This window comes from Geomonas silvestris (assembly GCF_014193515.1).
In the GTDB taxonomy this organism is placed as follows: Bacteria; Desulfobacterota; Desulfuromonadia; order Geobacterales; family Geobacteraceae; genus Geomonas; species Geomonas silvestris.
The window spans coordinates 30,633-51,015 of the sequence record NZ_BLXX01000012.1; the positions used below are offsets into that span (position 1 = coordinate 30,633).

General features: G+C 61.8%; 20 protein-coding genes. 7 read left to right on the top strand and 13 right to left on the bottom strand.

Annotated elements, in window-relative coordinates; all coding sequences use genetic code 11:
• The first annotated feature begins 180 nt into the window (after positions 1-180).
• Both GMST_RS16895 and ldhH read left to right on the top strand, forming a co-directional pair.
• Positions 181-735 carry a LutC/YkgG family protein gene (locus tag GMST_RS16895; protein ID WP_183355874.1) on the top strand — a complete coding sequence of 185 codons (555 nt, stop codon included), beginning with the start codon at positions 181-183 and terminating at the stop codon, positions 733-735.
• On the top strand, positions 728-2,863 hold the full coding sequence (gene ldhH / locus GMST_RS16900) for an L-lactate dehydrogenase (quinone) large subunit LdhH (RefSeq protein ID WP_183355875.1): 2,136 nt from the start codon (positions 728-730) through the stop codon (positions 2,861-2,863). Before GMST_RS16895 ends, ldhH begins: the two co-directional genes overlap by 8 nt.
• Positions 2,864-3,072: 209 nt before the next feature.
• Here the strand turns inward: ldhH and GMST_RS16905 are convergent, their stop codons facing one another.
• The 7 genes from GMST_RS16905 to GMST_RS16935 all read right to left on the bottom strand — a co-directional run bounded on the left by GMST_RS16905 (position 3,073) and on the right by GMST_RS16935 (position 7,719).
• Complete coding sequence (locus GMST_RS16905; protein ID WP_183355876.1) at positions 3,073-3,285, bottom strand: hypothetical protein; 213 nt, start codon at positions 3,283-3,285, stop codon at positions 3,073-3,075.
• 98 nt (positions 3,286-3,383) lie between these two features.
• Positions 3,384-3,596 carry a hypothetical protein gene (locus GMST_RS16910; RefSeq protein WP_183355877.1) on the bottom strand — a complete coding sequence of 71 codons (213 nt, stop codon included), beginning with the start codon at positions 3,594-3,596 and terminating at the stop codon, positions 3,384-3,386.
• A gap of 98 nt (positions 3,597-3,694) precedes the next feature.
• Positions 3,695-3,907, bottom strand: a complete 213-nt coding sequence (locus tag GMST_RS16915; protein WP_183355878.1) for a hypothetical protein — start codon at positions 3,905-3,907, stop codon at positions 3,695-3,697.
• Between the two features lie 330 nt (positions 3,908-4,237).
• A complete protein-coding gene (locus GMST_RS16920; RefSeq protein ID WP_183355879.1) occupies positions 4,238-4,864 on the bottom strand; it encodes a LysE family translocator in 627 nt (208 codons plus the stop codon).
• Positions 4,865-5,026: 162 nt separating this feature from the next.
• On the bottom strand, positions 5,027-5,617 hold the full coding sequence (locus GMST_RS16925) for a YceI family protein (protein WP_183355880.1): 591 nt from the start codon (positions 5,615-5,617) through the stop codon (positions 5,027-5,029).
• 319 nt (positions 5,618-5,936) lie between these two features.
• Positions 5,937-7,142 carry a glutathione-independent formaldehyde dehydrogenase gene (locus GMST_RS16930; protein ID WP_183355881.1) on the bottom strand — a complete coding sequence of 402 codons (1,206 nt, stop codon included), beginning with the start codon at positions 7,140-7,142 and terminating at the stop codon, positions 5,937-5,939.
• Positions 7,143-7,212: 70 nt separating this feature from the next.
• Complete coding sequence (locus tag GMST_RS16935; protein WP_183355882.1) at positions 7,213-7,719, bottom strand: hypothetical protein; 507 nt, start codon at positions 7,717-7,719, stop codon at positions 7,213-7,215.
• 330 nt (positions 7,720-8,049) lie between these two features.
• Here GMST_RS16935 and GMST_RS16940 point away from each other — a divergent pair, with 330 nt between their 5' ends.
• Positions 8,050-8,535 (top strand): ferritin-like domain-containing protein, encoded by a 486-nt coding sequence (locus tag GMST_RS16940; protein ID WP_183355883.1) that lies wholly within the window; start codon positions 8,050-8,052, stop codon positions 8,533-8,535.
• Between the two features lie 64 nt (positions 8,536-8,599).
• Here the strand turns inward: GMST_RS16940 and GMST_RS16945 are convergent, their stop codons facing one another.
• From GMST_RS16945 to GMST_RS16965, 5 genes are all read right to left on the bottom strand, one after another.
• Complete coding sequence (locus tag GMST_RS16945) at positions 8,600-8,797, bottom strand: GSU3473 family protein (protein ID WP_183355884.1); 198 nt, start codon at positions 8,795-8,797, stop codon at positions 8,600-8,602.
• Between the two features lie 269 nt (positions 8,798-9,066).
• On the bottom strand, positions 9,067-10,974 hold the full coding sequence (speA, locus tag GMST_RS16950) for an arginine decarboxylase (RefSeq protein WP_183355885.1): 1,908 nt from the start codon (positions 10,972-10,974) through the stop codon (positions 9,067-9,069).
• Positions 10,975-11,023: 49 nt separating this feature from the next.
• On the bottom strand, positions 11,024-12,154 hold the full coding sequence (gene nspC, locus GMST_RS16955) for a carboxynorspermidine decarboxylase (protein ID WP_371873136.1): 1,131 nt from the start codon (positions 12,152-12,154) through the stop codon (positions 11,024-11,026).
• A 20-nt stretch (positions 12,155-12,174) separates the two neighbouring features.
• Positions 12,175-13,377 (bottom strand): saccharopine dehydrogenase family protein, encoded by a 1,203-nt coding sequence (locus GMST_RS16960; RefSeq protein ID WP_183355887.1) that lies wholly within the window; start codon positions 13,375-13,377, stop codon positions 12,175-12,177.
• Positions 13,378-13,397: 20 nt separating this feature from the next.
• Positions 13,398-13,943, bottom strand: a complete 546-nt coding sequence (locus tag GMST_RS16965; RefSeq protein ID WP_183355888.1) for a helix-turn-helix domain-containing protein — start codon at positions 13,941-13,943, stop codon at positions 13,398-13,400.
• Between the two features lie 288 nt (positions 13,944-14,231).
• Between GMST_RS16965 and GMST_RS16970 the strand changes: the two genes are divergently transcribed.
• Together GMST_RS16970 and GMST_RS16975 are read left to right on the top strand one after the other, a co-directional pair.
• Positions 14,232-14,435 (top strand): type II toxin-antitoxin system HicB family antitoxin, encoded by a 204-nt coding sequence (locus tag GMST_RS16970; protein WP_198424572.1) that lies wholly within the window; start codon positions 14,232-14,234, stop codon positions 14,433-14,435.
• 319 nt (positions 14,436-14,754) lie between these two features.
• Entirely contained in the window at positions 14,755-15,627 is an 873-nt protein-coding gene (locus GMST_RS16975) for a bifunctional 5,10-methylenetetrahydrofolate dehydrogenase/5,10-methenyltetrahydrofolate cyclohydrolase (RefSeq protein WP_183355890.1), read from the top strand.
• 74 nt (positions 15,628-15,701) lie between these two features.
• Here GMST_RS16975 and GMST_RS16980 read toward each other — a convergent pair whose 3' ends face one another.
• A complete protein-coding gene (locus tag GMST_RS16980) occupies positions 15,702-16,454 on the bottom strand; it encodes a hypothetical protein (protein ID WP_246399775.1) in 753 nt (250 codons plus the stop codon).
• Positions 16,455-16,893: 439 nt separating this feature from the next.
• Here GMST_RS16980 and GMST_RS16985 point away from each other — a divergent pair, with 439 nt between their 5' ends.
• Entirely contained in the window at positions 16,894-17,730 is an 837-nt protein-coding gene (locus tag GMST_RS16985) for a substrate-binding domain-containing protein (protein ID WP_183355892.1), read from the top strand.
• Positions 17,720-20,218 (top strand): PAS domain S-box protein, encoded by a 2,499-nt coding sequence (locus tag GMST_RS16990; RefSeq protein ID WP_183355893.1) that lies wholly within the window; start codon positions 17,720-17,722, stop codon positions 20,216-20,218. The genes GMST_RS16985 and GMST_RS16990 overlap by 11 nt, the downstream gene beginning before the upstream one ends.
• The last annotated feature ends 165 nt before the right edge of the window (positions 20,219-20,383 follow it).

A 20,383-nucleotide genomic window follows, 5' to 3' on the forward strand; every position in this document is an offset into this window, starting at 1 on the left:
CAAACCGAAAACGGCTTTACTTGTGGGACATTATCCCTTAGGATGCAGTTGTCATTTGGTCATATCACTTCCGATACCTCGGGGCGCTTCCTGCCTCGAGGACCCTGAAAACCTGCAGTACCGCCAATCTCTAAAACGGTTTTTCCGGCAGACCAAACCAAGAACAGGAGGCGTCAGATCATGTTCGAAGCTTTCAAGACCCGTGCTGAGGGGGTCGGTGCCGAGGTGCACCGGGTGGCGACCCGCGAGGAGGCGCTGCTTTTTGTCCGGTGGTTCCTGGAAACGGAACGGATAAACGAGTCCCCCGGCAGTGGTGCGCTCTGGGCGAAGTCGGCGTTGCTCGACGGGGTTCCGGAGTCGGAGATCCCCCGTCACCCGGGCCTCAGTCACGACGTAAGCCGCGATCGTGCCGCCCAGGCGAAGCTGGGGATCAGCGAGGCGCAGTGGGGGGTGGCGGATACCGGTTCCTTGGTGCTGGACCAGGGTGCACCCGAGCAGCGCCTGGTTTCCTCATTGCCCACCATCCACCTCGCCCTGCTCCCCACCGGCAACATCCTTGCCGGCAAGGCCCAGGTGTTCGAGAAGATGAACCCCGCCACCAGCAAGTACATCGCCTTCATCACCGGCCCCAGCCGCACCGCCGACATCGAGCGGGTGCTGACCATCGGGGTGCACGGCCCGGAGCGACTGGTGATCGTCTGCATCGACGATGTAGAGGGGGGACCCTATGAATAAAGAGTTCAAGGCGAAGATAGACCGGGCCGTCAACAACGCCAACCTGACCGGGGCGCTGGGGAAGTTCTCCGAGGCGTACAAGGTGAACCGGGCCAAGGCCTACGAGGGGATCGACTTCGAGGAACTGCGCGACCGGGTGGCGGGGATCAAGTCGGAGGCCGCCGCCGACCTCGACGCGCTCGCGGCCGAGTTCCAGAGAAACGCCGAGGCGCTGGGCGCCAAGGTGTTCCGGACCAGCGACCCGCACCAGGTGAAGGAGTACATCCTGAAGGTCGCCCAGGAAGCGGGCGTCAAGACGGTGGTGAAGTCGAAGTCCATGGCCACCGAGGAGATCCACCTAAACCCCTATCTGGTGAAAAACGGCATCTCGGTCGCCGAGACCGACCTAGGCGAATGGATCATCCAGCTCGCCGGCCAGACCCCGTCGCACATGGTGATGCCCGCCATCCACCTGACCAAGGAGGAGGTGGCGGAACTCTTCTCCAAGGAGGTCGAGGAGCGGCTCGCGGCCGACATCCCGCGCCTGGTCAAGGTGGCGCGCAACGAACTGCGCCCCAAGTTCCTGGCCGCCGACATGGGGATCTCGGGGGGTAATATCGCCGTCGCCGAGACCGGCAGCATCGTGCTGGTCACCAACGAGGGGAACGCCCGGCTGGTGACCACCCTCCCCCGCATCCACGTCGCGGTGATCGGGGTGGAGAAGCTCATCAAGGAATTCGCCGGCGTGGCCCCGATCCTGGAGGCCCTCCCCAGAAGCGCCACGGCTCAGCTTTTAACGAGCTACGTCTCGATCATCTCCGGGCCGACCGAGAACGAGGACGGCTCCCCCAAGGAGCTGCACATCGTCCTCATGGACAACCGGCGCTCCGAGATGGCCAAGGATCCCAAGTTCAAGCAGGCCCTGCAGTGCATCCGCTGCGGCTCCTGCCTGAACGTCTGCCCGATCTTCCGGCTGGTGGGGGGGCATGTCTTCGGCGACATCTACACCGGCGGCATCGGCACCATCCTCACCGCCTGGTTCGACGAACTGAAGAAATCCGAAGACATCCAGGGGCTGTGCATCCAGTGCGGCAACTGCACCCAGGTCTGCCCGGGCAAGATCGACATCCCCGAGCTGATCCTGGAGATCCGGCGCCGGCTTGTGCTGGAGCAGGGGCAGCCCTTCATGCAGAAGGCGATCTTCTCCGTGGTGAACAACCGCCGCATGTTCCACGGCATGCTGCGCGCGGCCTCGTTGGCCGGCAAGCCCTTCACCTCGGGCAAGTTCATCCGGCACCTCCCGATGTTCCTCGCCGAGCTCACCGACGGGCGCAGCCTGCCCGCCATCGCCGACAAGCCGTTTAGGGACCAGTTCCGGGATATCAAGCAGCCGGTCTGTGCCGAAAAGGCGGTCTTCTACGCTGGCTGCCTGATGGACTTCGCCTATCCCGAGATGGGGGTGGCCCTGGTCAAGCTGCTCAACAAGGCGGGGATCGAGGTGCTCTTCCCGGAGGAGCAGACCTGCTGCGGCGCCCCGGCGCTCTACAACGGGGCCTACGAGGTCGCCGCCCAAAACGCCGCGGACAACATCACCGCACTGCTCGCCGCCAACGCAAGGTACGTCGTCTCCGCCTGCCCCACCTGCACCGTGGCACTGGCGCACGATTTTTCGAAGACCCTGGAGAGCGTGGGGAAAACCGAGTGGCTCCCGAAGGCGAAGGAGCTGGCGGCCAAGACGGTGGACCTCTCCACCCTGGTGAAGCGGCTGGTTGATGAGGGGCGGTTGAGCTTCAAGGAAGGGGAACAGCTGGGGGCGGTGACCTACCACGACTCCTGCCACCTGAAGCGTACCCTGAAGGTGTTCGAGGAGCCGCGCGAGCTGCTTGAGAAGGCAGGCTACCAGGTGACCGAGATGTTTGAGTGCGACATGTGCTGCGGCATGGGGGGATCCTACTCCATCAAACTCCCCGAGATCTCGGCGCCGATTCTGCAGCGGAAGCTTGCGAACATCAAAGAGACCGGGGCGCGGGTGGTGGCGATGGACTGCCCGGGGTGCGTCATGCAGATCAGGGGCGGCATGGACCAGGACGGCGCCCAGGTCCGGGTACAGCACTCGGTCGAACTCCTGGTGGACCGGATCAAGGAGTAGCCGGTTCAAGTTGACGGCTCCGCGTTCAGCGCCCCTGACAACCTGACCAGAAACATGAAAAGCCGCTCGAATGAGCGGCTTTTTCATTGCAGTCGCGGCGCTTCCGGATTCTTTTCCGCGACTCCTTGGGCTCCGGTAGGAGGGCACCCGGGTGCCGGTGTGCTCACGGCTGCGTTGCCGCTCCTACCTGGTGGATCCCTACGTGATCCCTAGTTGTGGTGTACCTCTTTCGGTGCGGCGACCAGGGCTTTGAGTGCCCCGACTACCAGCAGGGCCGCCGGAACTGCCTGCCCTACCAGGATGACTGCCCCGAATCCGAGGAAGGCCCACATGAGGAGTCCGGGTTCGTTTGCTGCGCCGTTGGCCGCGAAGGCCGGGGTCGTTGCCAGTGCTGCGATGATGGTGGTGATAGCGGTTCTCATGACGTCCTCCTCGTTATCCTTCGTTCCCCTTGGTGGCTCTGGGTTCATCCTGTTCGTGCCGCGTCTTCCGGCCGGTTGCGCACCGCCTATCGCGAGCGCTAGTTCTCTTTAGCTTCCTTGGTTGCGTGTACCAGCCCTTTGACCATCCCGATCAGGAGCATTACTGCCGGAACTGCCTGCCCTACCAGGATGACTGCCCCGAATCCGAGGAAGGCCCACATGAGGAGTCCGGGTTCGTTTGCTGCGCCGTTGGCCGCGAAGGCCGGGGTCGTTGCCAGTGCTGCGATGATGGTGGTGATAGCGGTTCTCATGACGTCCTCCTCGTTATCCTTCGTTCCCCTTGGTGGCTCTGGGTTCATCCCGTTCGGGCCGTGTCTTCCGGCCGGTTGCGCGCCGCCTGAAGCGATCGCTAGTTCTCCTTGGCTTCCTTGGTTGCGACCAGCCCCTTCACCATCCCGATCAGGAGCATTACCGCCGGAACTGCCTGCCCTACCAGGATAACTGCCCCGAATCCGAGGAAGGCCCACATGAGGAGTCCGGGTTCTTCTGCTGCGCCGTTAGCTGCGAGTGCGGGGGCCGCCGTTGCCAGTGTTGCGATGATGGTGTTGATAGCGGTTCTCATGACATCCTCCTTTTTCGGCTTTTTTCTTCCCTCTTGCCCATCTATTAGCAGCGAGCATGCCAAGTGCAGAAGAAAAGCGTCACAAGTCTCTATCACACTTAAATCGCTATGTTTTTATTTTTCACAAAGCTGCAGGCCGGAAGACGTTTTTCCCGCTGTCAGTATCAGCGCATCATACACCTGGAGCAGCGCGACCGGCCCCGTGCGGAGCACCACGACCCTAAGCCATCGTAATTATTTGGATACATGCGAAAATAGTAGCTGTATAGCTAGGGTATACGCTTGGGCGTCGGATGTTTTTTTGTGGAAAACGGTGGAGGGGGAACGCAGTCAGAGCGGCAGCAGGCCGAACAGGGTGAGCCCTTCGCGGGCCAGCAGGAGGGCAAAAATGAGGAGCAGCAGCGCAAGGGAGCGCATGAGGTAGTGGTACACCTGTCCGGCCAGGAAGCGGCGCGACTTGCCGACCATGACCGCGAGCACCATCTTGGCTCCGACCAGACAGCCGAAGAAGCCAAGGACAAAGGCAACGGCGGCCCAGGGGCGGCCGGCGTTCACCCCCTTGAGGATGGTCGGGGCCCCGACGCTGAACCAGAAGAGGTAGGGGTGCGGGCTCAACACGTTGACCAGCATGCCGCGCCCCAGAGACTGCGGCGCCTCCCCTCCCAGGCTGGGCTCCTTAAGCCCGCAGCGGAAGGTCTCCAGCGCCATGAGCAGCAGGTAAACGGCGCCGAGCAGTGAGACGACGCCAAGCAGGTTCTGGTAGCCGGCCAACTGTTTCACCAGCAGCGTGGCGACGATGATGAGCGGCAGGTCGGTGACCAGCGGCGCCAGTGCGACCTTGCACCCTTCTTTGATGCCGTGCTGCAGGGTCTGGGTCAGGACCAAGGCAAAGAGTGGGCCGGGCGAAAAACCAGCCGAGAGGCCAAGCAGGGCACCTGCGCTGAGAAAGGTGATCACTACGGTACCATCCGGGGGGGGATTGCCGCACAAGGAGGCGAACCGCGATACTACGGAGAACGTGAGGGAATTGCAACAAGAATACGGGGAGCCGCGGGCGACTTCCCCTGCCCTCTCCCGGTGGGCCGGGAGAAGGCAGGTCGTGTCTTGAGCGGCAAAGGGTCACTTGGCCTTGATCATCTCCACCTCGATCATGATGTGCACCTCATCGCCGACGGCAACTCCTCCGGTCTCGAGCATCTTGTTCCAGACCAGGCCGAAGTCCTTGCGGTCGATCTTCGCGGTAGCCGAGGCGCCGCGGCGGAGGTTACCCCAGGGGTCCTTTGATTCAGCCGACAGCCCTTCCACGTCGAGGACGACCGGTCGCGTGACGCCGTGCAGAGTCAGGTTCCCGCTCACCTTCAGCCCGCTGCCGTTTTTGGCGACCTTGGTGGAGACGAAGGTCATGGTGGGATATTTCGCCACGTCGAGGAAATCGGGGCTGCGCAGATGGTTGTCGCGCTTGGCGACGCCGGTGTCGATGGACGCGGTGTCGATGCTCACGCTAACCGTCGACTTGGTGAGGTCCTGGTCGTCGATAACGACGCTACCCTGGACCTTTCCGAAGCTCCCCTTGACGTTGGAGACCATGAGGTGACGTACCTTGAAGCCGGTGTTGGAGTGCTCGGGGTCGATGTTGTAGGTGGCTGCAGTGGCCAGGACCGGCAACGCTAGAAGAGCGAGGGCGGCCAACATGCTGATGATTCTGCTCATGACATCCTCCTTGTTCCCGAATGAAAGCGTTCGGAGCGCGTCACGACGCGCGGCACATGGTTACAAATCAGATTGTGGGGCTGGTCCCCCGGTGCATCGGCAGGGGTCGCTCCGGGCACAGCCATGGCTTGAGCCACTAAACAGTACCATATTGATCCTCTTTGTCCAGTTGACAATACCACAGTCAGGTCGCAGGCCGGCGGGAACGGCAGCCAGAGGCCGGCTGATCCTCCGCGCTGCAGCGCTCGCATGCGTCCCCGCGCTCCCACAAAAAAGGCGCCCCGAAAGGCGCCCTGACCCTATTCATAATGTGTGGTTCCTAGCCGTTGGGCTTCAGGATAACCTTGGTATACTCGGCACCCTCGCCAGCCCCGCGCTGGACGAACTTCTCGTACGCCTCCGGACCATGCTCGAGTCTCAGGCGGTGACTGACCAACTTGCCCGGGTGGATCCGGTCCTGGATGATGGCGTCCCTAAGCAGCGCGTTGTAGCGTTTCACCGGAGCCTGGCCGGTTCCGACCTTGATCCCCTTGGCCCAAAGCGCGCCGAGCGGGATATTGAAGACACCCTGCCGGGCGTTCTGATCCATCCCCCCGGGATCTTCCGAGAAGTAGACACCGATGAGCCCGATCGAGCCGGTGGCATCGACGATCTGCACCAGGTCCTCGATGACCTGGATCGATTTCTCACTGTTGGGGTCGTTCCGGTTCAGGGCCTGGTACCCGACCGCATCGATCCCGCAGAGGACACCTGCCATCTTCTCCTCCCCGGGCCGGAAGGATTCCTGGATGGCGAGATTTTCCTTGCGGGCGTTCAGGATGAACTGGACCGGGTCGACCTTCGAGAAGTCCACCGGGATCGCCTCGAGTTCCGCGACCTTGTTGAGCCGCACCTCGGAGCGGTCCACCACATAGACCTCGGCAGCGTCGAGCAGAAACGCGGAGAGCGTCGCCATGTAGCCGACCGGGCCCGCCCCGAAGATGGCCACCGAGGCACCGGGGCAGACATCTGCCATGATGCAGGAGTGATACCCGGTGGGGAGCACGTCGGAGAGCATGATGAAATCATCCTCCCAGCGGTCTCCGGGGGTGCCGGGCAGCTTCAGGGCGTTGAAATCGGCAAAGGGGACCCGAACCAGCTCCGCCTGTCCTCCACGATAGGGCCCGAGGTCGGCGTAGCCATAACCGCCCCCCGGAAGTTTCGGGTTGGTGCTAAGGCAGGCGTTGACAAAGCCGCGGCAGCAGTTGAAGCAGGTCCCGCAGGAGACGTTGAACGGAAGCGAAACCCGGTCCCCCTCTTTGAGCAACTGGACCCCATTACCCACCTTCTCCACCACCCCCATGATCTCGTGCCCGAAGATCATGCCGGGTTGGGCCGAGGTCCTTCCCTGGTACATATGCAAGTCACTGCCACAGATGGCGGCGGAACTGACCCGGACGACGATGTCGTTGTCCTGCTCGATCACCGGATCAGGAACCTCGCGCACCTCCATGCGCCCAACATCGGCAAAAACCAAAGCTTTCATGCTTCCTCCCTTACCCTTTTACGGGCGGCAGAATCCACGCCACAACGTTGAACGCGGCGCGTACCCGCCATTACCACCTGTTGCTGTTGGAACCGGTGCCGGTGGGCTGGTTCTGGTCCGATCCCATCGATCCGGTCCGTCCCGAACCTAACGAGCCGCCGCTGCCGGAGCCGCTCGACCCGCCACTGCTCTGGTTCTGGTTGTAGTCGCTGCCCCCTTTGTACTGCTGCTGGTTTTGCTGCGACCCGCTACCGCTGTCCCAGCTGCTGCCGCGATTCTGATCGGTGCTGGTCGAACCACCGCTGCCGGAGCCGGTACTGGTACCTGAGTGGGAACCTTTCTTTTTATGCTTGTACTGGGTATCGGTTTTATCGCTGGAGCCGGGAGAGGTACTCCCCCCGGTGCCGGAGCCGGAGCCGCTGTTTTGGATCGACTCTGAAGAACCTTGATACCCGAAACCTCCTGCCCCGGTATCCATTCCGGAATCCGCACGGGCGGCAGGGTAACCTCCTGCCGCCAATACAGCAAACGCCGAAATTGCCACCGTCTTAAATATAATATTTCTGATGGAGCACATTGTTGGTATCTCCTTTCCATACTTTGTTTTGATAGCACCCAAGAACAATTGTAGTGAACAAGGGCCATCAGTAGCAAGAGCAAATAGGTAGAAATTAAGCTAATGATAATAGTAGCAATGGGTATATACATTAGCGCTTTCACCTACTACAATTGAAACAGAGGTGTCAACGCCTTATTATCTGCACAAATGTTGGAACAGCATATTAAGTACTTTCGGAGCGGCCGGGCCGGACATAACTCCAAGAGGTCGCTGTTTCTTGACAAGGAAAGGGGCTTTGCTAGAAGGTGTTAACCTGCGAGGACACATTACCAATACGGGGAGGCTGCCATGAATCTCTTTGACTACGCGATAAAGACGGAACTGCAGGGAAAGGCGTGCTACGAAAATCTGGCAGCACAGACCCAGGTGGTGGGACTCAGTAACATCTTCCTGGGGCTTGCCGCGGAGGAAGACCGGCACATCGAGGCGTTTAGGAAGTTAAAGGCGGGGAAGAGCTACCAGCTCGCGGAGTCCGGGCTCTTGGAGCAGGCCAAGGGGGTGTTTGCGGAGCTGCAGGCGAACCGGGACAAACTGGCGGAGCTGCGCGAGGACCTGGACGGCTATCGCTTTGCCATGAAGGTGGAGGCGGAGAGTGTCCGGCACTGTGAGGAGATGGCCACGGGGGAGGCAAATCCGGAAATCGTCCGGCTTTACCAGCGCATCATCGAGGAGGAAAAGCGGCACTTCAACATCATGGAGAACGTGTTCGAATTCGTGCTGCGGCCCCGCTACACCCTCGAGTGGCGGGAATTCAGCAATCTGCACGAGATGTAGTCAAGGCGTGACAGACCGAGGGCTCTCCAAATCGGGAGCCCTGGTAAGTTTGCCTCGAGCCCCTTCAACTCTGGCTTGACCTGCGCTCCATACCCTGGTACGAGGAGCCGGGACGTGCCTTGCGAATCGGGTCCACGCCTATCTGTACCCACCCCGAGCTGCGCCTGAATTTGGCTATTGCTCCTGAGGCGATCAAGGTCTCCAGCATGAAATCCTTCACGAAATCGTACCTATCATCCGTGTAGTTGACCTGTATCAGCATTTGACCCCCTCCATAATTACAAGCTTCTCACCTTGCAAGCATTTTCAGTACCAGAACTGCAACTGCATGACTTTTCGGAGATGATGCCCTGCAGATCAAGGAAAGGCAGGACAAAAGTGATAAGAATCCTGACACTTTAGATGTCCTAGTGTAAAGATCTCCGGCAGTGGCTACCTTGGTGCAGCACGTCGGAATCAGCCCACGCATGAAGGGCCGCCAGAGGCGGCCCTTCATGTTTTCTACCCGTCGAAACGCAGAGTTGGCGCAGGCTATTCCCCGAAGTAGGTATAGGACTGCAGGGTGCGGTCCAGAAGCTCCAGGAAGTGGCTGCTCTCCTCGATGGAGACCTTCTGCAGCGAGACGTCGGTCTCCAGGTTGTTGCGTACCCTTTTGAGGATCTCGCTCGCGTCGTACTGCACGTACTTGAGGCTCTCCCAGGTGGCGTCGCCGGTGATCACGGTGTCGATCTTGTAGTTGGTCTTCTTGTTGAAGGTGATGTGCACGGCGTTCGTGTCACCGAACAGGTTGTGCATGTCGCCCAGGATCTCCTGGTAGGCGCCGATCAGGAAGAAGCCGATGTAGTAGTCCTCCCCCACGTCGATCTTGTGCAGCGGCAGCGCCTTGGTCCTGCCGTTCTCCCCCACGAAGCTCGTGATCTCGCCGTCCGAGTCGCAGGTGATGTCGGCGATCGAGGTGAGGACGTCCGGCTTCTCGTCCAGCCGCTGGATCGGGACGATCGGGAAGAGCTGGTCGATCGCCCAGGAGTCGGGAATCGACTGGAACAGCGAGAAGTTGGTGAAGTAGGTCTGCCGAAGCGAGAGCTGGAAGTTCTGCAGCTCGTCCGGAATCGGCTTCAGCTTCTCGACGATCGAGTTGATCTTGCGGATGATCTTCGAGTAGACCCACTCGGCGTGGGCGCGCTCGTTCATGTTCAGGTAGCCCAGGTTGAAGAGGCTCACCGACTCCTGGATCAGCTGGATGGTGTCGTGGTAGTCCTCCCTCAGGCTGTGCCGGTCGATAGACTTGTAGATGTCCACCAGTTTCCTAACCGTCGGCGAGAGCTTCGCGTTCTCGGCCAGGATGTGCTCGAAGTCCGGCATGAGCGTCTGGGTGTTGTTGTTCAGGACGTTGGTCACCAGCACCGAGTAGTGGGCGACGGTGGCGCGGCCGGACTCGGAGATGATGTTCGGGCAGGGGACCCCGGCCTCGTCGCAGATGTTCTTCACCTGGTAGATGACGTCGTTGGCGTACTCCTCGAGGGAGTAGTTGACGCTGGAGAAGTAGCTCGACTTGGAACCGTCGTAGTCGACCCCCAGGCCGCCGCCGATGTCCAGGTACTCGAGGTTTACGCCCAACCGGCGCATCTCGACGTAGATGCGCGCCCCCTCGATGAGGGCGTTTTTGATCTTGTCGATCTTGGTGATCTGGCTCCCCACGTGGAAGTGCAGCAGCTTCACGCAGTCGATCAGGCCGTTTTGCTTGAGCGACTCGATGGCGGCCATGATCTCTGAGATGCGCAGGCCGAACTTGGCGTCCTCTCCCCCGGAGGTGGACCACTTGCCGATCCCCTTGGAGGAGAGCTTTACCCGGATCCCCAGCTTCGGGATGATCCCGGTGCGCTTGGAGACCTCGATGATCCGCTCCAGTTCGAAGAGTTTCTCCACGACGATGGTGATGTCGTAGCCCACCCGGGTCGCGTAGAGCACGGTCTCGATGAACTCGGTGTCCTTGTAGCCGTTGCAGATGATGGGGAGCTTGTTCCCCGCGGACATGGAGATCGCCGCCACCAGCTCGGGCTTGGAGCCGACCTCGAGTCCCAGGCCGTGCTTCTTGCCGAAGTTGGCGATCGCCTCGACCACCTGGCGCTGCTGGTTCACCTTGATCGGGTAGAAGGTCTGGTACTTAGCCGGATAGTTGTTCTCGTGGATGGCGTTTTTGAAGACGCGGCTGATCGACGCGATGCGCCCCTCGAGGATGTTCATGAACCTTAAGAGGATGGGCGGCTTGATCTTTCTCTTGATCAGGTCGTCCACCAGGACCTTGAGGTCGATGGAGTACTTGGAGTTCGGGGTGGGGTGCACGCAGACGTTCCCCTTCTTGTTGATGGAGAAGAGGTCGGCGCCCCAGTTGCCGATGTTGTAGACCTTGGCGGAATCGTTAATGGACCATTTGGGCATAGTTCAGTTCACCAGTGTTCAGATGTGAGATAACCGCTCGTTGTTACGGCTAGGAGAGTCGGTTCTTGAAGTCCTCGTAGCCGAAGCTGCGCACGACCTTCAATTCGCCGGTCTCGGGTTCATAGGTACAGATATGCGGCAACTGGATGCCGTTGAAGGTGGTGGTCTTCACCATGGTGTAGTGCGACATGTCCAGAAAGCAGAGTCTGTCGCCCACCTGAAGCGGCTTTTCAAAGGACCAGTCGCCGATCACGTCGCCGGCCAGGCAGGAAGGCCCGCCCAGGCGGTAGCTGTGCGGCTTCTCGCCCGCGTCGAAGCCCCCCACGATTTCCGGACGGTAGGGCATCTCCAGGATGTCCGGCATGTGGCAGGTCGCCGAGACGTCCAGGATGGCGAGATCCATCTGGTTGTGGGTGAGATCGAGCACCTCGGAGACCAGCACGCCGGTGCCGATGGCGATCGCCTCGCCGGGCTCCAGGTAGACCTCCAGGTTGTACTTCTCGCGGTAGTACTTCACGAGCTCCACCAGGGCGTCGATGTCGTACCCCTCGCGGGTGATGTGGTGCCCGCCTCCCAGGTTCAGCCACTTCATCCGGGGCAGAAACTCCCCGAACTTCTCCTCGAAGACGCGCGAGGTGCGCTCCAGGGGATCGAAGAGCTGCTCGCAGAGGGTGTGGAAGTGGAGCCCCTCCACCCCTTCAAGGCTCTTCCCCTCGAACTCGTCGCGCCTGATTCCCAGGCGCGACTTGGGGGCCGCCGGATCGTAGATCTCGGTGTGACCTTCGGAGTGCTCCGGGTTTACTCTCAAGCCGATGGAGACGCGGCCGGCTTCCTTCTCCCACAGGGGACGGAAGCGTTCCAGCTGGTTAAAGGAGTTGAAGACCAGGTGGTTCGAGGTCGTAAGGAGTTCGGCGATGTCGCTCTCTTTGAAGGCCGCCGAGAAGCTGTGCACCTCGCCGCCGAACTCCTCGCGCCCCAGGCGCGCCTCCCAGGGCGAGCTGGCGCAGATCCCCTTCAGGGTCTTAGCGATGAGCGGGAAGACGCTCCACATGGAAAACGCCTTCAGCGCCAAAAGGATCTTGGCGCCGCTTCTTTGCTGCACCTGGTCCAGGATGGCCAGGTTGTGGCGCAGCCGCCCCAGGTCGACCACGAAGGCCGGCGAGGGAGCGAGCTGCGTCATCTCTTCGACATGCCAGCGGGTCACGTAAGCTCCAGCCAGTCGCCGCCGTCGACGACCTCAAACGGGAGCCCCATGGTGGAGAGGGTCTCCAAAAACGGCTCCGGATCGAACTGCTCCATGTTCCAGACACCCGGCTTGTGCCACTTGCCGGAGAGCATCATGACGGCACCGACCACGGCGGGCACGCCGGTGGTGTAGCTGATCGCCTGGGACTTCACTTCTTTATAGCAGGCCTCGTGGTCGCAGATGTTGTAGATGTAGACCTGCTTCTTCTTGCCGTCCTTAAGCCCCTTGGCGACCACGCCGATGCAGGTGCGCCCCTTGGTGAGCGGCCCGAGGCTCCCCGGATCCGGCAGCACGGCTTTAAGGAACTGCAGCGGCACGATCTTCTGGCCGTTGTACTCCACCTCGTCGATGCGGGTCATGCCGACGTTCTGCAGGACCTCGAGGTGTTTCAAGTAGTTGTCCGAGAAGGTCATCCAGAACTGGGCCTTCTTGATGGTCGGGATGTGCTTCACGAGGCTCTCCATCTCCTCGTGGTACATCCGGTAGATGTTCATCGGGCCGATCCCTTCCGGGAAGTCGAAGCTCCGCTTGGTGCCCAAGGGCGCGGTCTCCACCCACTGACCGTTCTCCCAGTGACGGCAGGGGGCGGTCACCTCGCGGATGTTGATCTCCGGGTTGAAGTTGGTGGCGAAGGGCTGGCCGTGGTTGCCGGCGTTGGCGTCGATGATGTCGATCTCCTGCACCTCGTCCAGGTACTTCTTGGCGGCGAGGGCAGTGAAGACGTTGGTGACGCCGGGATCGAAGCCGCTCCCCAGAAGCGCCATGAGGCCCGCCTCCTTGAAGCGCTCCTCATAGGCCCACTGCCAGCTGTACTCGAACTTGGCGGTATCGAGCGGCTCGTAGTTTGCGGTGTCCAGATAGTCCACGCCGGTCGCCAGGCAGGCGTCCATGATGGTGAGGTCCTGGTAGGGGAGCGCCACGTTGATGACCAGCTGGGGCTTTTCGGCCTTGATCAGCGCGATCAGCTCGGGGACGTTATCGGCATCGACCTTGGCGGTCTTGACCGGGAAATCGGGGATCTGTTCCGCGATGGCGCGGCACTTGGCTTCGGTGCGCGAGGCAAGCGTAATCTCGGTGATCACACCCTTGGCCATGGCACACTTGTGGGTCACTACTCCGCCGACGCCGCCGGCCCCGATGATCAATACTTTGCTCATTCCCTTAACTCTCCTGTTGACTAGTAGTAAAACGTGGGCGGCGTCACGACCCAGAGGATCTGCGCCGCACCCTTGCCGATGTTCTTCACGGTATGCGGGCGGTCCGAGGTGAAGTAGAAGCACTCCCCCTTCTCAACCGCGTACAGCTTGTCGTCCAGCCGCAACTGCACCTTACCCGAGATCACGTAGCCGAACTCCTCGCCCTCGTGGATGGGCTGCTCGTCCATCTCGCCGCCGGACTCCAGGGTCACCAGTACCGGATCCATGTCGCGGTTCTGGGCACCGGGAACCAGGAGCTCCACCTTGACCGAATCGCCGTCGTCGGTCGCCTGTACCCGGGCCTCTTTTCCGAACACGAACTCCTGGTCCGGCTCCTCGCTGAAGAACTCCTGCATGCTGATGCCGAAGACGTCGATGATGTCCTTGAGCGTCGCAATGGAGGGGGACGTGGCGTCGTTTTCCAGCTGGGAGATGAAGCCCTTGGTAAGGTCGGCGCGACTTGCCAACTCCTCCTGAGTGAGCGAGTTGGCCATCCTGAGCCGTTTCAGCCTCTCACCGATTTTCAAACAGACCCCCGAGTTTAGTAACAGTAAACAAGTTGTATTTTCGCAATCTAGCATTTCCCCCAATTTTGTCAACGAAAAGTTTAGTAATGGTATACTTTCTGTTTATTCTTAATTCGGATTCATCTTTCCGCCTATGACTTTGTATTGCATTTCAAGATGTTGAGCAGGTACCATACGAGAGAATGCAGGAAGCGATGCTGTAAACAGCATCCGACCTGCGGGGCTCGAAACCGTGTTTCGAGTGGATCCGACAGCACGCGTGAGGTGCTGTTGCAAGAGGAACCTGTGATGCGAGAGGTACTCTTTTTAGTAAAACACGCACCCGGGGGGTTCCAGGCCATCAGCCTGCAGGAATCCATCGTCACCCAGGGCGAAACACTCGACGAACTCGAAGCGAACATCCGCGATGCCCTGCGCAGCCATTTCAAGCCGGGCAAGGGCCCGGAGAGCATCCGGTTCCACTTCGTAGACGATACATTTCTGGCGCTGTAAAAGAAGGTGTACCTAGATACACCGACACCCGACTCAGTACGCGTGGTGTTTTATCAGGCACCACAACGGTCGCACGACCCGTGAGTCTGCTGATATCTCGAGGAGGGAAACTGACTGGAGATATCAAGCAGACGGTTGCCGCCTCATGCTGGATCCACTCCCCACTCCCACCTTTATACCCGTCGACTCTATCCACCTGCTGAAGGGCTGGCCTGCTTGACAACGCCGCGCTTCGGGCAGATTAGTGTTTGCGGCGTTGAGCCTGCTGCTCTTTTGTGATACAAGATGGAGATCGCAACTATAAGGAAGGAACTGGGACATGAAACTTCTGGACGGAAAGAAATGCGCGGAGTACCTGGTGGCGGACATCGCCCAACAGGTGAAGCGCTACATCGACGCGGGGCACAGAAAGCCGCACATGACCATCATCCTGGTGGGCGAGCACGCCCCCAGCGAGTCGTACGTTAAGTCGAAGGTCACCTCCTGCGCGCTCTCCGGCTTTGAAAGCAACCTGATCCGGCTTCCTGCCAGCATCAGCGAGAAGGAACTCCTGGCGCTGATCGAGGAGATCAACCTGGACCGCTCCACCGACGGCCTCATCGTCCAGCTGCCGCTCCCCAAACACATAAATCCCCAGCTGGTGATCAACGCGATCGACCCGGAGAAGGACATCGACGGTTTCCACCCGACCAACTTCGGCCGGATGGCGCTCGGGCAGAAGGCCTTCCGCCCCGCCACCGCCTACGGAATCTGCAAGCTTTTGCAGTACTACCAGGTGCAGGTGGCCGGCAGGCACTGCGTGGTGATCGGCCGCTCCAACATCGTGGGCAAACCGATCTCCATCATGCTCTCCAACGACTTCGACATCGGCAACGCGACCGTCACCTTGACCCACATCGAGACCCCGCGCGAGCTTCTGCTCGACGAGACCCGGCGCGCCGACATCGTCATCGTCGCCGTGGGGATCCCCGGCTTCGTCACCCCGGACATGGTGAAGGACGGGGTAACCCTCATCGACGTCGGCATCAACCGGTTGGAGAGCGGCAAGCTCGTGGGCGACGTCGAGTTCGACGCGGTGGCCCCCAAGTGCGAGTGGATCACCCCGGTCCCCGGCGGCGTCGGGCGCATGACCGTGGCGGCGCTGATGATCAACACCCTGCACGCCTACCAGAACAACTTCAACCTGGCCTGATCCCGCCCCTGGGCAAAGGGTGAGGCAACGCAGAGATAAAGAGGAGGCGCCGGCTCGACCGGCGCCTCCTCTTTTTATTTCGCGAGCACCAGGTGCCCGTCGTGGTCCAGGTCCAGCCGGTTCCGGTTCAGATAGTCGCGCACCTGGTCCGGCAGTTGTGCCTTCAGGTCGTCGGGGCGCCGCACCTCGAGGTGCACCAGCTGCTCCCCCTTGAGGCAGTCATGCAGGCGCTCGTCGATGTCGGCCAGGTCCCCCAGGAGTTCCAGGGAAACCCCGGTGCTCTGCCGCGGCAGGCGGTACAGCTCGCCGACCTGGGGCTTGGGATCCAGCCTGAGCTCGCCGGGGAGTTCCGGAGCGTCCAGGCTCCCGGCAGGGTCGAGCAAGAGCAGCAGGTAGTGCTGCTCGCTGATCCCGCCTTCCGCCCCACCCTGCTCCGGCACCAGCCCAAGCAGGCGCGCGGCGCCTAAAGGGAGCACCAGTATAAGCCTGTGCCCCCCTCCGGAGAGCACGGCCACCTCGCCCAACGCACAGGAGAGCAGCGAGGTCGGCAGCAGCGCAAGTTCCTCGACGAACTCGGGAAGCAGGGCCTGGAGATCTGCGACGATGCGGTTGCCGGTTTCCGGGGCCGGCCGCTTCCAGGGGGACCAGGGCCGGAAGATCTCCTGCAGCACGAGCTCCGCGGAATGCCTCCCGGTCAGCAGGGGGTGGGGAATGCGGAGCGCACCGGCATAGGCCTCGACGGTGTGCCTTCTCGGCAGCGCTGCCGCGCACGATTCGTGGCGAGCGATCACCGCCTGGTCCAGGCGCTGCCCTGACAGCACTGCCAATTCGCTCTGCGAAACGCCCCGCAGGGTCCTCAAGAGACGGATTCTCTTTCCAAAGTCCAGCATCTAGACACCTTCCCCCACATCTTTCCACGACATCAAACCCTCTTCGGTGCAACTCCTGACAAATTAAGTAGGGTTTTTAGTTCCCTCAGGCAACGGGGACTGGTAGCTCAGGATTGCCCTGCGGGGCGACCGCGGCCTGTCCCCGATCGGCCCTGAGCCGGCACGATTATCGCCGGGAGATGTTAGCCTGTTTAAATATGCGGAACTTAATTCAAAAGGTATTGCTTTGCAATATTGCATTTGCTAGGTTATCGGGGCTTAACCAAAAGGTAAGGCGGCCAGGAAGCTGACCCAAGCCTTATCCCCGGTTTTTTTCGTCTCGGTACTGGTAATTTACTGTAATGGATGGCTACTGGAGGGTGAGGTGGCGTTGCCGATGCGTACCAGGATGTCCAAGTATGGCACAGTACTATGGCTGTTTTCCCTGTTCCCCGCCTCCCTCGCCTCGGCGCAGGAAGTGGTCAAGGTCGGCGGAACCGGCGCGAGCCTGGGCGCCATGAAAGTGATGGCTGCCAGCTTCGAGAAAAGGCACCCCGAGATCCGCATCCAGGTTTTTCCGAGTCTCGGCAGCAGCGGTGCGCTTTCGGCCCTCTCCCAGGGGGCGCTCGACATCGCGCTGGCGGCCCGTCCTCCAAGTCCCGAGGAGCGCCAAGGCGGCATCGTCGCCCAAGAGTATGCCCGCACCCCCTTCGCATTCATCGCCCACCGCGGTGTCAGCCGCGACGGCATCACGGCTGCGGAGCTTGAGGATATCTACCTCGGCAAGCAGGAGCGGTGGCCGGACGGCAAGCCGATTCGCCTGGTGCTCAGGCCGGAGACCGACATCGTCTCCCGGCAGATAGCCTCCCTTTCCCCCGCCCTCGAGCGCGCCCTGCGCAGCGCACGGCTGAACCGGGCACCGGTGATCGCGGTGACCGACCAGGACAGCGCGGACGCAGTCGCCACCATTCCCGGTGCACTCGGCACGGCGACCCTCACCCAGGTCCTCACCGAGAAACAGCCGGTGAAGCTGCTCAAGTTCGCCGGATCTTCCCCCACCCTCGACAGCCTAAGCGCCGGCCGCTATCCGCTGTTCACCGCCCTGTACCTGGCCACGCCCCCCACACCGCGCGCCTCGGTACGGCTGTTCCAGGAATTCATCTTCTCGGCAGCAGGGCGCCGCATCCTCTCCGGCAACGGAAACCTGCTCCCGCGCGCCCCCCATGATAAATAAGATCAACCACAACCTGGAAAAGGCGCAGCTCACCTACCTCTGGATAGGCCTCACGGTATCCATCCTGGTGGCCGTGATCCTCCCCGGCGGCTACTTCGCCATCTCCTACACCCACATGCGCGCGGAGCTGGAGACCGAGGCCGAGATCAACGCCACCATCATCACCGGCGTGGTGAACGCGAACCCGGAACTGTGGCGCTTCGAGCAGACCCGCCTGCACGAGCTCCTGTCGCGGCGCCCCCACTTCGGCCATGCCGAGACCCGCAGGATTCTCGATGGGCGGCGCCGGGTGGTCGCGGAGAGCATGAACCAGCTCCCCCCTCCGGTCCTGACCCGCTCCTGCGAACTCTACGAGGGGAGGACGCCGATCGGGCGGGTCGAGATCAGCCGTTCCCTGTTTCCGGCACTGGTGGCTACTGCACTGGTGGCCCTGGCGGGGCTTTCGGTCGGCGCGCTCCTCTTCTTCCTGCTCTGGGAGCTCGCCTTCCGGCGGGTGGTGCTGGCCGAGCGCCAGCGTCGGGAGTTTCTCGAAAAGGTGCTGGAGAACGGCCCGCACGCGGTGCTGGTACTGGAACCCGACGGCAGTATCGCCGCAGGCAACGCCCACAGTTCCTCCTTAAGCGGCTGGTCCCGCGAGGAACTCATCGGGCGCCCGTTCATCTGGTTTTTCCAGGGGCGCGATGCCCGGCGGGTACGTCGGCAGCTCAAGGAGCTGACCGGGGCGGCGCTGGCGGTCGCGAACTTCGAGGCGAAGCTCACCACGCGCGGCGGCAGCTCCCTCTACGTGAACTGCTCCATCACCCCGTTTGTCGCGGAGGGGCAGGTCCTCAACCTGCTGGTTTCCATCGAAGACGTGACGAGCCAGGTGAACGCCCAGGAGGAGCTGCGCCTGTTCGCCGAGGACCTCACCCAGCAGATCATCGAGCGCAAGGCGATGGAGGAGGCCCTGCGCCAGAGCGAGGCGCGCTTTCGGAACCTTTTGCAGGAGGTGGCCTCCGTGGCGGTGCGCGGCTACGCCGCCGACGGTACCACCCAGTACTGGAACCGGGCCGCCGAGGAGCTCTACGGCTACCCGGCAGCGGAGGCCCTCGGCAGGAGCATCTTCGACCTGGTCCCGGAGGAGCGCATCAGGGAGACCGAGGCGGCACTGCACCGGATCCGGGAGCTGGGCGAGCCGCTGCCCACCGGAGAACTTACCTTGGTGCGCAATGACGGCAGCCCGGTCTCGGTATTCTCCAGCCAGGTGAGTGTCCGGCTCCCCGGCAGGCCCCTGGAGATCTTCTTCATCGACATCGACCTGAGCGAGCGCAGGAAAAACGAGGAAGAGAAGGCGAGGCTCGAGGCGCGCCTCAGGCAGGGGCAGAAGATGGAGTTCATCGGGCGGCTGGCGGGAGGGGTTGCGCACGACTTCAACAACATGCTCACCGTGATCCAGGGCTTCGCCAACATGGCCCTGGTGCAGCTGGAGCCCGGCGACCCCTTCCATACCAACTTCCAGGAGATCTTCAACGCAGCCAGGCGCTCGGCCGACTTGACCCGGCAGCTGCTCGCCTTCGCCCGCAAGCAGGCCATCGAGCCGAGGATCCTCGACCTCAACACCACCGTGGCCGGGATGATCAACATGCTCAAGCGCCTGATCGGGGAGGGAATCCAGCTCGACTGGCATCCGGAGGCGGGACTCTGGCCGGTGAAGGTAGACCCCTCCCAGGTGGACCAGATCCTGGCCAACCTGTGCGTCAACGCCCGCGACGCCATGGAGTCGACCGGCACCATCACGGTCACGACCGGCAACCGTTCGCTTACCACCGACTACTTTTCCGGGCTTTCCTGGTGCACCCCGGGGGACTACGTCCGCCTCGCAGTCAGCGACGACGGCCACGGTATGGACCCCGCGCTGCTCCCCCACATCTTCGAGCCGTTTTTCACCACCAAAGGGGTGGGAAAAGGGACCGGCCTGGGGCTTGCCACGGTGTACGGCATCGTCAAGCAGAACAACGGCTTCATAAACGTCGAGAGCAGCCCCAACTGCGGCACCACCTTCGAGATCTTCATCCCGCGCTACACCGGCGGCCTAGCCGTGGCCGGCCACTCCGAATCAGCCTCCCCTCCCCGCTGCGGGACCGAGACCATCCTGGTTGTGGAGGACGAGCCGACCATCCTGGAGATGACCCGCCAGATGTTGGTAAGCCTCGACTACCAGGTGCTGCCGGCGGAGTCGCCGCGCCAGGCGCTCGCATTGGCGCGGGAGCGCAAAGGGGAGTTCCATTTGCTCCTCACCGACGTGGTGATGCCCGAGATGAACGGCAAGGAGCTCGCGCAGCAGCTCTGCGCCCTCTCTCCGGGGCTCAGGCACCTGTTCATGTCGGGGTACGCGACGAGCGTCGTCGAGGCGCACGGCGTCCTGGAGCCGGGGATCCGCTTCCTGCAGAAACCGTTCTCGTTGAGTGAGCTTGCGAGCAAGGTGCGCGAGGTGCTCGATGCAGGGTGACGCGGGCGGGTTAGGACGCCGGGAAGCGCGCGGGTAACCAAGGCGAGATCGACCGCCGGAAGCGGCCCAGAAGGCGGGGTTAACGCACGAAGGATCGCCGCACCGGGCCGGGCGACGCAGAGCCATTTCCCGGTGGCGACAGCCGGGCGGCTGGGTGCACCGGCG